The sequence below is a fragment of the Ruminococcus sp. CAG:57 genome (genome assembly GCF_000435935.1).
GTDB lineage: Bacteria > Bacillota > Clostridia > Oscillospirales > Ruminococcaceae > Hominimerdicola > Hominimerdicola aceti.
In genome coordinates this window covers 514-13,072 of sequence record NZ_FR890741.1, presented here as the reverse complement: position 1 = coordinate 13,072, position 12,559 = coordinate 514, and the positions used below count along the sequence as shown (strand labels likewise).

General features: G+C 35.7%; 17 protein-coding genes. 7 read left to right on the top strand and 10 right to left on the bottom strand.

Going from position 1 to position 12,559, the window contains the following annotated elements:
• From QVO88_RS07465 to QVO88_RS07420, 10 genes are all read right to left on the bottom strand, one after another.
• Positions 1–631 (bottom strand): exonuclease domain-containing protein (locus QVO88_RS07465; RefSeq protein ID WP_288177881.1); only part of this gene is annotated, 631 nt, incomplete at its 3' end.
• A gap of 22 nt (positions 632–653) precedes the next feature.
• Complete coding sequence (locus QVO88_RS07460) at positions 654–1,055, bottom strand: DUF6075 family protein (protein ID WP_022287875.1); 402 nt, start codon at positions 1,053–1,055, stop codon at positions 654–656.
• On the bottom strand, positions 1,052–1,174 hold the full coding sequence (locus tag QVO88_RS07455) for a hypothetical protein (protein ID WP_022287874.1): 123 nt from the start codon (positions 1,172–1,174) through the stop codon (positions 1,052–1,054). The genes QVO88_RS07460 and QVO88_RS07455 overlap by 4 nt, the downstream gene beginning before the upstream one ends.
• Positions 1,175–1,261: 87 nt before the next feature.
• Positions 1,262–1,945, bottom strand: coding sequence for a hypothetical protein (locus tag QVO88_RS07450; protein WP_022287873.1), 684 nt, complete (start codon positions 1,943–1,945; stop codon positions 1,262–1,264).
• 632 nt (positions 1,946–2,577) lie between these two features.
• Positions 2,578–3,183 carry a hypothetical protein gene (locus QVO88_RS07445; RefSeq protein ID WP_022287871.1) on the bottom strand — a complete coding sequence of 202 codons (606 nt, stop codon included), beginning with the start codon at positions 3,181–3,183 and terminating at the stop codon, positions 2,578–2,580.
• Complete coding sequence (locus tag QVO88_RS07440; protein ID WP_022287870.1) at positions 3,180–3,662, bottom strand: hypothetical protein; 483 nt, start codon at positions 3,660–3,662, stop codon at positions 3,180–3,182. Before QVO88_RS07440 ends, QVO88_RS07445 begins: the two co-directional genes overlap by 4 nt.
• Positions 3,655–3,924, bottom strand: a complete 270-nt coding sequence (locus QVO88_RS07435) for a hypothetical protein (protein WP_022287869.1) — start codon at positions 3,922–3,924, stop codon at positions 3,655–3,657. The genes QVO88_RS07440 and QVO88_RS07435 overlap by 8 nt, the downstream gene beginning before the upstream one ends.
• A gap of 14 nt (positions 3,925–3,938) precedes the next feature.
• Entirely contained in the window at positions 3,939–5,177 is a 1,239-nt protein-coding gene (locus QVO88_RS07430; protein ID WP_022287868.1) for a ParB/RepB/Spo0J family partition protein, read from the bottom strand.
• A 4-nt stretch (positions 5,178–5,181) separates the two neighbouring features.
• On the bottom strand, positions 5,182–5,970 hold the full coding sequence (locus QVO88_RS07425) for a ParA family protein (protein ID WP_022287867.1): 789 nt from the start codon (positions 5,968–5,970) through the stop codon (positions 5,182–5,184).
• 641 nt (positions 5,971–6,611) lie between these two features.
• Positions 6,612–7,418 (bottom strand): replication initiation protein, encoded by an 807-nt coding sequence (locus QVO88_RS07420; RefSeq protein ID WP_022287866.1) that lies wholly within the window; start codon positions 7,416–7,418, stop codon positions 6,612–6,614.
• Between the two features lie 675 nt (positions 7,419–8,093).
• On the opposite strand from QVO88_RS07420, the gene QVO88_RS07415 reads away from it, so the two are divergent.
• From QVO88_RS07415 to QVO88_RS07390, 7 genes are all read left to right on the top strand, one after another.
• Positions 8,094–8,318 (top strand): hypothetical protein, encoded by a 225-nt coding sequence (locus QVO88_RS07415; protein ID WP_022287865.1) that lies wholly within the window; start codon positions 8,094–8,096, stop codon positions 8,316–8,318.
• Positions 8,315–8,737 carry a cellulose-binding family II gene (locus QVO88_RS12340; protein ID WP_022287864.1) on the top strand — a complete coding sequence of 141 codons (423 nt, stop codon included), beginning with the start codon at positions 8,315–8,317 and terminating at the stop codon, positions 8,735–8,737. The genes QVO88_RS07415 and QVO88_RS12340 overlap by 4 nt, the downstream gene beginning before the upstream one ends.
• Positions 8,632–9,012, top strand: coding sequence for a hypothetical protein (locus tag QVO88_RS07410; RefSeq protein WP_265291136.1), 381 nt, complete (start codon positions 8,632–8,634; stop codon positions 9,010–9,012). The genes QVO88_RS12340 and QVO88_RS07410 overlap by 106 nt, the downstream gene beginning before the upstream one ends.
• A gap of 80 nt (positions 9,013–9,092) precedes the next feature.
• Positions 9,093–10,214 carry a hypothetical protein gene (locus tag QVO88_RS07405; RefSeq protein WP_022287862.1) on the top strand — a complete coding sequence of 374 codons (1,122 nt, stop codon included), beginning with the start codon at positions 9,093–9,095 and terminating at the stop codon, positions 10,212–10,214.
• A gap of 287 nt (positions 10,215–10,501) precedes the next feature.
• A complete protein-coding gene (locus tag QVO88_RS07400; protein WP_022287861.1) occupies positions 10,502–11,434 on the top strand; it encodes a hypothetical protein in 933 nt (310 codons plus the stop codon).
• 15 nt (positions 11,435–11,449) lie between these two features.
• Positions 11,450–11,740, top strand: a complete 291-nt coding sequence (locus QVO88_RS07395) for a hypothetical protein (protein WP_022287860.1) — start codon at positions 11,450–11,452, stop codon at positions 11,738–11,740.
• 79 nt (positions 11,741–11,819) lie between these two features.
• Complete coding sequence (locus QVO88_RS07390; RefSeq protein ID WP_265290999.1) at positions 11,820–11,942, top strand: hypothetical protein; 123 nt, start codon at positions 11,820–11,822, stop codon at positions 11,940–11,942.
• Positions 11,943–12,559: the final 617 nt, after the last annotated feature.

Sequence of the window (12,559 nt, the reverse complement as noted above, 5' to 3'; positions counted from 1 at the left end):
GATTATTATGCAAAACTAAATTTGCTTTATTAAATATCGCAACAATCTGGTTAGCCATATCCGACGTTTGTGGCGCATTAGCAACCATTTCTGGCGTTATTCCGTTTTCCTTTTCAGTTTTTGTCCACTCTTTGTGTTTTTTGGGTTTAAAATAGCTGTTAAAAAGAATATCCCCTTTGAAGTTGATGATTGATAGTTGTAATAATTCATCTCCATATTCATATCCCGTTGCTTCAAAGTTCATAGCAATGGCTGTTGACGGATCGTTATCAAGAGCATTTATAACCATGCTCAATTCTTCAATTTTTTTCTTGTAAGGCTCAACAGCACACCACTTTGCCTCTTCAAGTTCTCTTTCACGTTCTTCCTGCTCACGTTCTAGCCTAGCCTTACGATATGCCCTTGCCTGTTCTCTGCGTCTTTCTTTTTCGGGCTGAAAAAAAGCCTGCAACTCACTCTCTGTTGCAGGTCTGACTTCATTAGGTTTGTAATACTTGCATGGCTGTTTGCTTTGTTTGCTTGGCAAAAGCTCTATGCCCTCTACATTTTCTGCTACAAGAAAGCCCTCAAGCGCCCACTGACGTTCGGTCTTGTAGCTGTCATATTCTCTGTGATAGTGCTTTACTTTCATACCATTACCTCCATTTCATTATTCACATAAAAATTTCGAACCTGATTTTGATTGCCTGGAAGTAATACGGCGCATATGTGCAGTTGAAAATATTGTCAGGAGCATAGTATTTGCTCGGCACATATTTTTTCTGTCCGTTCTTGTCGATATAAGTTTCAGGTGGATCTGAGTCATACACTGAACCGCTCCAAAGGTTAAAGGCAAGACGTGTTGTTTTACTGCTTGTGCTTGTCTGAAAAGGCTTGTTCAACCCCTCAAAAATAATCACATCTTTTTTAACGTCATACAGTGCGCCAATATGATAACGCAAAACAGCGTCCATCGTGAGGAGATACGCAAGTGACAAGTGATAGCCGTCAAGATAGGGCATTTTCTTGCAGAGTTTGTTAAACAGTTCCTCGTGTTCGTCATCATAAAAAATCATTTTTCTTTCCTGCCTTTCTTGAAAAGTCTGTATTTCTCAGGAATAAATTCTCTGATTATTCCCCAAATTCCTGTTATACAAAGAGCTGCACCCAGTGAAATGTAAAATATTCTTTCCATTGTCCAATCACTCCTTTTTGTAAAAAAAGGACACCTGAGATTTCAAGTGTCCTTACGTTTGTATTCGATTTTTGTCCACGGACAAAATTACTTTGCAGCTTTGAACTTGTTATATGCTTCCTCGTTAAGTTCTGCAAGCTCTAAAGCTTCTGATAGCTTAAAACCTTTTGCTAAAAGATTGTCGATTATTTTAACCTGCATTTCAATATTAGCTTGATTTTGTTCCAATTTCTCTGAATTTTCTACAGATACATTCGTACTATGTTCTTTTTCCTCATTTATATTGCTTTTTATCATCTCCATCGTAATATCTTTGCCGTCATTGTATTTATCAATCCAATATCCTTTTATTTCACAAATAAGAGCGGCAATTATATTGCTTATTAGGAATGGTAAGAATGCGTAATTTAATGCTGCCTGCACTATTCCTTTTGGTGTGTAGCCAATCGATATCAAAAAATCGGAAGAATCATATTTTTGAAACAGGCTATCAGGTAGAACATCAAAAATAGCGTCCTTAATGTATATCATCAATCCAATCGCAGTAGATAATATAATATTTGCTAATGTAGCAACTTTGTTGTTAGCCATGCAACTGACAATTGACCATGAAATGGTTATTGCTAATACTATCAATACATATTGTATGATGAAATCATATGAATTATTTCCTAAATGTGCAATTTTGTTAAAGACATCAAAAAGTACGGCTACCGATATAAGCTCTAAAAAGACACTATCTAATAAAAATGAACGTAATGATGTCGTCATTTTATTTAGTGACCTTATAAAATCAATCAGAAAAAAACATATTGATATTATTACTAGCATTGCTTCAGAAAATCCATTCCGAATAATTAAAGTTAATATAATGTTAAAAAACATCAAAAACCATGCTGTGCTATACATTCGTTCAATCAAGTATCTGTTTTGGTATAAAAAACGTCGAAACTTTAGCCTGCAATTAAACAAGAATTTAAATAAACTCACGTGTCCACTTCCAACATAGAATTATTAGAAGAATGATTGTTGCACATACAAAAATTACTTTCCATTTTTGCGACAATGGACTGTAATATTTTTCACGAATTATAATATATATTGCCATTAGCCAAATAACTATCAATCGTGGAAAAAGTAAACGTGTCGATTCTGTTGACATTATATACACCGTCAATAAGCAGAGTATATCATATAACGATACCATTAACTCATTCTTTTTGTTCTTATTTTTCACTGTGTATAAAATTCCAACTAAGAATATTATTATGAATATAATACAACCAATCATTCCTCATTCTCCCATTTTATCATTTAAAGTGACTTTTGTCAACAAAAAAGGACACCTGAAAATTCAAGTGTCCTTACGTTTGTATTCGATTTTTGTCCACGGACAAAAGCCATCACATTGACATTCCGCTAGTTATTGTCACGCTCAGTCCGTTATTTTCAGACCTCTCCTTTACCCTTTCTGCAAAGCCATTAAGCACTATAGCATGGCTATGGCACAATGGCAAGCTTTTGAATTGCTCAAAATCTATATCATTGTTTTGCAGAAAATCATTAGCCCACTCGACAACATCACTGTGATATCTCATATCACGTCCGACCTGATTATGTTGCTTGACAACGAGTGCCATTGTGCAGGCAATATCGAATGCCGTGTTACTCTCTATCAGCTCATCATATGCACTGTCAAGGTCATAATGATAGCCGTCTGCATTTCTTGCAATACAACTGTCAATATCTTGTGATATCGACATTACTCTGTTTTTATCTTCAAAATTGAAATACATTTGCCTAAGCTCCTTTGTAGCCTTAACTGCTTTTTCCTGTGTTTTAAAATCGTATTTGAAACGCCAATCTATTGTGTAGTTGTCTATGAAAGGCTTAGCCACCGCAGAGTAAACGCCAGTGTTAGCCGATATAATGCAGGCGGCATTATCTGAAAAAGATAGAATTTCAAAAAATTCTCCGTTATAGCCTTGATACAACTCAGCGACTTTCATCGTCTTATCCTTGAATATATCGTAGGAATTGACTTTCCGTCAACATCAGTGACATATTCAACGTTAGAGAATGAACAAGTATATCCAAGTTCATGCGCCCATGCAAGCACTTCTTTTTGCTTGTGAATAAAACATCTCACTCTGCCAAGCTCATTTGGATCAGGCTTAAAGCTGTCCTCATTCATCATTTCTGTCACCTTTTCAGCCGTATAGCGTCCGACATACGGCAACTTCTTATATGGTCTGAAAGATATCTCATCATTGATAAAACCAATATAGCCGACCTCAAACATCATTTCTTCCTCATATGGATATCTTGCATAGACAACAGGCTCTAAAGGTCCACGAAAAACGAACGTCATAGAGCCACTATGATGTTCATCGTCCTTGAAGTATGCGGCTCTGTAGCCCTCTATTCTTGACTTGTTCTTGAACTTAGAAAGTTCAAAATCTATTGCTCCGAGATGATGTTCAGCCATTGTTCTCAACTTCCTTTCTGCTATCTTCACTCTTGACCGCAGGAGCGACTGTTTTTTTCAGCGTAAAGCTTTCCTGAGCAAACAGCTCTCGTACAGCTCTAGGGACGTATTTTCTATACATGACCTCAACAGCTTCGTTGATTTCTTTTGCGAGCTGTTCGTCAAAGTCTGCACTGTCCATGCCCTTTTCCGCCATGTAGTGCCTTATCAGAGTTATCTTTGTTTTGTCGATATTGTCTGCAAAATTAAATTCGTTCTTCATGATTTAAATCTCCCTTATTCAGATTTCAGATTGTCCATGGACAATTCTGTGAGTTTTATAAGTTCATCGGCTACCTGACGCCATGTCAGTTCCAGTCTTGTTGCACCATTGGCATTGAGTATACGATTGGTGAATTTAATCAGCATTGTATCACCGCAGAAGATGGTGTACTCTCCGTCAGGTGTTCCATAAGACATATTAATGCAATGATTTCTCAACTGTGTAGCAATGTCAAATGCCGATACATTTCTTTCAAGCATACGTCTGATATCATACTTTCTCGATATTCTTATCACAGCAGTATCGACCTCTGCTTGCATTGATTTGCCGTCCCACCTAACAGGCTTAGCAACTTCGTTACCGCCCTCCTGCTGTTCGGTCATGTGCTGTTTTAATAACTTATATACAAGCTCGTCCAACTCTTGCTCAGTCATTCCTTGAATGAGCAAAGGTTCAACGCTATATATTGTGTTATAAACAGAGCTTTTATAGACCTTTTTAATCTTTGGCGGATTAAGAGTCTTGTCGATATCATCAACTGTAAAGTCTTTGTTTTGGTCCGCAAGCTCAATGACCTGTTTTGCCGCCTTTGGTGTCAAAGCTTTTTCTACCTTTTTCAGATAGTCATACAGCACCTTCTGCTGTTCATCATTCAGAGCGTCTATTATCTCGACTGCATGTATCGACAGCATACCAGTATCGACCAACGACTTAAGCTCGTCAATAAGATTATTGATATGGATACACCGATATAACGTTTTTGGTGAAATTCCAAAAAACGTTGACATTTCCGTTACAGACATATCCTCACCGAAACGTTGTCTGTAGCCATTAAACATATTACATATTTCTGTAGGCTTCTCACCTTTACGCTGTATATTTGCATGACAAACAGCCTTGAATGCTTCTTTGTCATTAAAATCACAAACACGGCAAAGGATAGTTTTCTTTTCAAGTTTCTGGAGTGCAATGTATCTCTTATGACCTGAAAGCAACTCGTACTTGCCACTGTCAAGCTCTCTGACAGTGGCAGGCGTAAGCTGTCCCATGCTCTTGATAGACTCTGTAAGCCTGTTCAGCTCTTCTTCGTCAATGTTAAAAGGCTGTGCAACATTATTGTCGCTATAAAAATCTATATCCGTGAGCGGTATCTCCGCATTATCTTTGATTATTCTGCTTTCCTCGATAACAGTATCTTCTGTCGGAGCTTTGGTGCGGCTCTGAGATGTTGCTAATATCTTATCAAATTTCATATGCTCACGCCCTTTCCTCAATTTCTGTTGCAAGTTCCTTGTACTGTGCTGACACCCTGTTACGCTGTGCCGAACTCAGCACCACAGCTTTTTCTTTCATCGGTGACTCAGCTACAGCCGACATTTGCTCTATGTATGTTTTGAATACCAACTCACCGTAGGTATTGTCGATCATTTCTTTTGTATTTTTGCAGATATTAGTTCTGCTATACATCGTAGTCACTATTCCAAGAATGCTAAGGCTGTCATTCAGTTCTTCCTGAATTTCCTTTACCTGAAGTATCAAATTTGGCAAAGCGCCAAAAGACATAGGCGAAGCCTGACAAGGAATAAGCACATGGTCTGCGGCAGTCAGAGCATTGTCAAGCATGACATTAAGACTTGCAAGACAATCGATTATAACGTAGTCATATTTCTCTATGATTTCCTTGCCCTTTGCAAACGCTCTTTTCAGCACTGTTTCCTTAGACCTTACCGAAATGAGGTCTTTCTCAAGCTTGTTCATGGCGTTAAGCTCTGAGGGAATGAAGTCAATTTTGTTGACTTCATTGTGTACGATATACTCAGAGATATTGCAATCACGCTTGTTGATGACGTTATACATCAGCCCTGCAATATTCTTTTCAGCCGCATAACAGCCAAAGAACTGTGACAGTGACTCCTGCGGGTCAAAGTCGATAAGCAGGACCTTGCGTCCCCTGATAGCAAGTGCAACACCTGTGTTGACAGCTGTGGTAGTCTTTGCAACTCCACCTTTCTGATTAGCTACTGCAATAATTTTTGTGTTCTTCATAAACATCGTCCTTTCAGATATCTTGTGTTCTTCATAATAATCTAAAAAAGCATAGAAAAGGCAGATGAAGAACACTAAATCTGCCTGTCAGGGAGCTACCCTGTTCTATGCCATGATGATGAAAACATCATCAAAATCATCACCGACAAGCTGTTGCTGTTAGTGACAATTTTCATGTTGCTTTTTTCATCGATCCGCTTACTTATATACTTTAAGATACTTTAATTACTTATATATACTTATATATACTTAGGGAGGTCGCAAACAGCGTAGATACGCCATTTCAAGCGTTTAAAAACCACTTTTTCCTAACGTAGCGACCACTTTTTCCTAACCAATCGACCACTTTTTCCTAATCAAAAGCCACTTTTCCCTAACGAAAAACCACCTTTTCCTAACGAATCGACCACTTTTTCCTAACTTTCAACACACCTTCATGCTTTAGAGCCACTTTTTCCTAACTTTCAACAATTCAGAGCAGAAAAGCCTGATTTTTGTCTGTGCAAAGACCACTTTTTCCTAGCGAAAAACCATTTTTCTTTAACCAATCGACCACTTTTTCCTAACTTTCAACACACCTTCATGCTTTAGAGCCACTTTTTCCTAACTTTAAAAACCACCTCGTTAGGAAAAGGTGGTTTTTAAATCGGGGCGTCAGGTTCAGCCCAACTTTCACTCCATTCTGTGGTTGTTGTGATAATATCATAGTAATCATCACACGGCAGAAAACATTCGCTTCTGCTGAGAAGAATGAATGAAACTCCCTCAACGGCTCTTCCATTCTTGTGATACTTGGCTGTCAGCGTGAACTCTGATGTATCAGATTTGTTGATTTCAATAATAGCCTTGCAAAGACACTTATCCTTGAATTGGCTAAATTTTAACAGCTTATCCTCACAGCCTACAAGCTGTCTGAGCCGTTCAATAGAATACTCAAACTTGTGCCTTGAAAAGAAACTAGCCTTGAAGTCGGAAAGCAAAATCTCATAGAGCCTGATAGCATATACAGATTTGAAATTCAAGATACTGCCTATCTCATACTGCGTATAGAACCCTTTTTGTTGCAAAACAAAAGGCTTAACATCATCGTTAAGCCTGATAGTAAGTATTCCGTTGTTGCATGAGCAGGAAGAAATAAGGTTGATTTTTAACCAATTTTCACGATTTCCAATACCACCTGTATTGATCTTAATAAACGCCTGCATAAGCTTATCCGTAAGTTCATTAATATCACCATACATGGACTTCGATTTCATTCCGAGATACTTCGCAAGGTCCGTTATCTTGCAAGTGTATGTTTCTAATCCCATATCTGAGGGCTTTATCTGCGAAATTAATAGCCGAAAAATCTTATGCTGCCACAATGTCAGCATATCCTGCTTGCCTTTGACCATGCTGTTTGACATGACTATTTTGAAGTCCTTATTCAAAACCAATGCATTGCCCATGATTTTCTCTCCCCCTTTGTCATTTATTTCTTCAAAAGACTTGAGTGTTCAAGTCCCGTTTGCCGCACCATACTTGTGCAATAAAATAGATGCACACCTCGAAAAGCTCGTATTTACGAGTTTTTTTTGCGTTTTGAGGGTAAAAATTTCAGGTGTAAAACCGTAGATGCTTTTTCGTAAAAAAGGATCTGAACCCTCAACAATTAAACATCGTCAAACAAAACGGCAGACTTTGAGTATATTATGCTCTAAGCCTGCCATTTTTGTTGGTATCTCTTAAAATAGAGAAACCAATAGGATTGGCTTTTTGGCTTTTTAGAGCGGATACTCAGAATTCCTTAATGTAAACGACATGACTGTTGTTTATCCTAATGGAATAATTGATATTATTCCGTGGGAAAACGGAAATGTGGACAAGAAAAATATTCAAAGATTCTTAACGACTCTTTTAAAAGACGGCGAGTCTGAAACAATCAGTCTGAAACCCGGAGAAAGTATCGTCGGACATTATTCAGCAAGAAAAAAAACACTTTCTTCTAATTTTGATGACTAAAAAAATATAACAAAGCATTACCATAGGAGCGGTAATCGGATTTCTGATCATAATTTTTCAGCATGGAAAACTGTGCGTCGGATTCCTATGAAAACAAGATTTTACATATCTGGAGGAAAAAATTGAAAAGAAGAATCATTTCAATTTTCATGTCTGTTATTGTCCCCATCAACATAATTGTTCCGGTCTACGCTTCGGCAGCAGATGTTGCTGATAACAATTCATCTGTCTATATAGGCAATGGTTATGTTGTTTATTATGATATTAAAAGCTCATGGGGCAATAATCAGAATATTGAAATAAAATCAAAAATTTATGTTCAGAAACTATATCAAACTGGGCTTTGAAATACGACGCTCATGGAGAGATAAGCGGACTTTGGAACGGCATTGCTTACAGCAGCAGCGAAACTCAGTATATTATAAAAAACGCAGGATATAATTATGAAATTCAGTCCGATCAGGAAGTGAATTTCGGTTACTGTGTGACAGGAGAAGGTCTTGAAATTCCAAAAGCTTTTGAAATCTGTTCACAAAGAACCGATAAAGCAGAAAATGAATATATTGTTTCGCTGAATGTTACCAACGATTGGGGTAACGGTTTTACCGGTGAATTAAAAATACAAAATCTCTCAGCGGAACCAATCCCCAGACTTTTGGCGTGCCTGATTCTGAGTATATATTTGAAGTTGACGTTCCGTCAGTTGTCGAAAGCTTTTCAAATATTGATGCCGATACAAATCCTTTCGAGGTATCGGTTAAAATGAAAGCTGCAGGAAATATTCTGTCAAATCTTGATGCAAGAGAAAGCCTTTACTCAAAAGCAATGACAAATGATGCAACTTTAGGAATTTGTTCGGAATTTATTTACGATGAGGGTTGCAAAATTGAAGAAGCTGTGATACAATTTAAAATAGATGACTTGAATGCAGTCGAAGCAGATACTAAAAAGGCTGAAGATTCTGAGTTCTATACACTGTTTCCATTGCTTATTTCAGTATTAGAATTAGGCAATCAAGGCATATCTACTGCTTTTTCATGAATATCTGACCTTTTTAGTAACACGGTCAAAACTTGTAATTAATGAAATAAGAAGATTATTGAACTTAGAGGAGGATTTTTTTGATAGATGGCAATAATGAGTTAGAAAATCATATTTACTATGTTTGCTTAATAAATGTTATTTTATTTCTGATTGGCGTTTTTGCGGCTTATGGTGTTTATTATGAATATTTGTATGAAGGGATATTCACTAACGGTATATCTGATTTCAAAAGATTGATAATATTTAATTTTATATGCTATCTTTTGGTTGTGTATAATGCCGCAGTCATTATAATGGCTATGGGTGAGGGCCTTTTGCTAAGTGCAAGATATAGGAAATTTAATAAGTCAAAAAAATTAGGCTTGAAAATTATTACATCAGCCGTAATAAACCATGATAAAGATTTTTTGTTAAAAAATCGGATACGGATATTAGTTTTTATTTGTTTGCTTATAGGAGTAGGTGCAGGTATAAATAAAATATTTGAGATCAGCAATATGACAGTATTTGAACAGTTGTCTCTGATATCCGAAATAAATGACGATATAGAATATGATGATCCGATAAGTATTGAAACCGACAGCATTGAGTTATACGATAATCGAAATATTTGGGTAGAAAACAGTGATGGTGTTAATGTAAAACGATCACTAAAATCAAGTCAGGTCGAAACGATCAAGGGCGACAACGGATTTCAAAAAGAAATTCCAGTTGAACGGCATTTTCGAATCTCATATTATAAAAGATCAGGTTATGTAAAAGAAGTTCTGGATATAACGGATACCTCCGATTACAATTTGTCACTTAGTTCTCCATCATATTCATATTTTATAAAACAAAATATTGAAATAAGATTAAGCGTTAATGAAAACAATACAATACTTGTAGAGCGTTCTGGTATTGCAGTGTATGATGATTTAGATCCGAACAGCGTAGAATTAGCTGAGATGGAAAAGAAAATATATTGGTACATTACCTGTGACGGCGAGTTCTATAAGCGCAGTTTAGCTATTCGGTCAAACTGGACAAATATTCTAACTTTTGCTCCTGCCGGAGATTACGCTGTCACTCTTGTTTTGGATAATGACGAAGAAGTCGAAGATCAAGCCCCTATCAGCAATACCATTTTATATTCTAAGAGGAGTAAGAATAGTAATTCTGAAGAGTATGAGAGTGTACCACTGGAAAAAGAAGATTGATTATTTTAGGGGAAAAAACAATGACCCAATTCACAAAATCATTCCTATGGCGGTTCATATTAGACATTATCTTATTTGGAATATTTGTTAGGTTCTGTCAAAATATTATTTTGACAATTTGCTGAGATGAAGTATAGTGAAAATATGCTTGCTATTCCATTATGGATAAGAAAATATATTTATGATTATACATCAACAGTTGATACTGACAATGGAGAAATGGACTTACTTGCATATAGAAACATCTTGTATATAGAAGATAATTTTACAAAAGGTGATTTGGCAATATGAAAAAAACATTCTCAAAAAAAATGATATATGCAGTAGTAATAATTTTGATTATTATGCTGATAACTATTGCTATTTGTTGTACTCCTTCTTCTTTAATTGGAAAATCAGTTCTTATTCGTCTGGCTGTAACAATCCCAATCAATATTTTATTCCAGATCATTCTTTATCTTGGAGCATCATTATTGATTTTTTATGTTTTTCATAATTTAATTAGAGAGAATAATAAAGTCAAGCAGTTAATCGCTAATATAATTTGCACATTTATCTGCATTTTTTTAGGCTATGTTTTGATTACAGATAGCTATGTTTCAATACTTCGCGGAAATATTAAGGGGGATTTTCTCTTGTGGCAAGATGTCTTGCTGGATTTACATGATTCTGATGTTAAATCTATTGATAACCTAAAAATTAAAGATTTTTATTTTCCCGGAGAAGTTTCGCATACATCTGCTAGTCGTGATTCTGTATATATTGTAGCTGTAGACAAAAAAGGAACTAGTTACAGGTTTCCTATAACTCAAAAAGACAAATTGCTGATAACTGATAAAGATAATTCTGAATTAAGATCCGGAGAAATTGAATACTATAAAAAATCAGGTTTGATGAAATCAATATCATTTTCAAAGGAGAACCAAAAAACGTCTGAAATTCAAATGGTTGAAATAACTCTTACCGAAGAGGAGATAGCCCATGAGAAACGGATTTTGGTAAACAGACCCGAAGTGGATAGCTATGATAAAAACCTATTCTGGTACGTCACCAAAAACGGTGAATTTAGTAAATGTTTTCAGGCATACAGCAAAACTTGGACTAATTTTTTGACTTTTGCTGATAAAGGCGACTATACAGTGACTTTGGTTACAGATTATGATGAAGCTACAGGGGAGTGTACTTCTATTAGTAATACGATAGAGTATACGATAGAATGACAGGAGAAAAAACCAATGACTGGGTTCACAAAATCATTCCTATGGAGATTTATACTTGATATAATCATACTGGGAATTTTCGTAAGACTTTTACAGACTGTTATCTTGGCGATTTTGTCAAGAAGTATGGAGACTTATTCAACACCGTTCCTTATTATTGAAGCAGTTGTCGTATCGGCAATCAGTATGTTGTTTATCTGCTTTCTCACATACTGGAATATCGGCGTTATTTCAAAGAAAGGTTGTTATGACTATCCGATGGATTCAGATAAATGGTTCAGAAATTTTGCAATTATTAATATCTGACAGACGATGGGTTGAATGTCAAAGCACTACATATTTCATGCAATACTTAGCCTTGTTGGCTGCAGAGGGGCAAGAGCATATGACAATAGCATTAGAAGAAGTGGCTCCAATATTTAAAGATGTAAAATGGGATTTTATTAGATACAGTACTGATAATGATGTACTCAAAGGAACAGATTACATATCAGATCCACATTTATAAATTAGTTATTACGTTATATCAAGGGGATGATAATTTTGAAAAAGGTATATAATTATTTTAAAATTCTTGCACTTGACATAACGATATACTTGTTAAGTATTTTGTTTGCTCTTATGTATAGATATGTATTTTCAAAGGTGTTAGATACTCTTAGCGGTTCAACGTGGGCAAGTGGAATTGCTTTGTTTTTTATAATCAACACACTTACGTTTCTATGTATCGTTATTTTGCCAACATTGTTTTATATAAAAAAGGATAAATTTGATATTATCAGTTTACTTATGACAGCAGTGATATTATTTTTATTATTCTCTATGTATACGCCACTATTTTTATATCTGTTTGCGTTTACCGACTCGATAACGGGTTTCTTGTTTAATGTTTTACAGATGTTTAAGCTAAAATCTTCGATTTTGATATCATTTCAATATTCGATAATAATTTTTCTTACAGTCAAAATTCATAGAGTAAAAGCAACATAAGCTATATTATTATATAACAGTACATTATACTAATAAATTGACAATTGAAAGTATTGCGATCAAATGGAAAAGCAAAACAGTTAAAAGTAATTAGAATAATAAATTATAGGAGCGTAATAATGGATATTACAAAGA

Excerpts from the sequence above, each read along its gene's own strand:
- QVO88_RS07460 (WP_022287875.1), bottom strand. The coding sequence starts at position 1,055 with ATGATTTTTTATGATGACGAACACGAGGAACTGTTTAACAAACTCTGC.
- QVO88_RS07455 (WP_022287874.1), bottom strand. The coding sequence starts at position 1,174 with ATGGAAAGAATATTTTACATTTCACTGGGTGCAGCTCTTTGTATAACA.
- QVO88_RS07450 (WP_022287873.1), bottom strand. The coding sequence starts at position 1,945 with ATGACGACATCATTACGTTCATTTTTATTAGATAGTGTCTTTTTAGAG.
- QVO88_RS07445 (WP_022287871.1), bottom strand. The coding sequence starts at position 3,183 with ATGAAAGTCGCTGAGTTGTATCAAGGCTATAACGGAGAATTTTTTGAA.
- QVO88_RS07440 (WP_022287870.1), bottom strand. The coding sequence starts at position 3,662 with ATGGCTGAACATCATCTCGGAGCAATAGATTTTGAACTTTCTAAGTTC.
- QVO88_RS07435 (WP_022287869.1), bottom strand. The coding sequence starts at position 3,924 with ATGAAGAACGAATTTAATTTTGCAGACAATATCGACAAAACAAAGATA.
- QVO88_RS07430 (WP_022287868.1), bottom strand. The coding sequence starts at position 5,177 with ATGAAATTTGATAAGATATTAGCAACATCTCAGAGCCGCACCAAAGCT.
- QVO88_RS07425 (WP_022287867.1), bottom strand. The coding sequence starts at position 5,970 with ATGAAGAACACAAAAATTATTGCAGTAGCTAATCAGAAAGGTGGAGTT.
- QVO88_RS07420 (WP_022287866.1), bottom strand. The coding sequence starts at position 7,418 with ATGGGCAATGCATTGGTTTTGAATAAGGACTTCAAAATAGTCATGTCA.
- QVO88_RS07400 (WP_022287861.1), top strand. The coding sequence starts at position 10,502 with ATGAAAAAAACATTCTCAAAAAAAATGATATATGCAGTAGTAATAATT.
- QVO88_RS07395 (WP_022287860.1), top strand. The coding sequence starts at position 11,450 with ATGACTGGGTTCACAAAATCATTCCTATGGAGATTTATACTTGATATA.
- QVO88_RS07390 (WP_265290999.1), top strand. The coding sequence starts at position 11,820 with ATGACAATAGCATTAGAAGAAGTGGCTCCAATATTTAAAGATGTAAAA.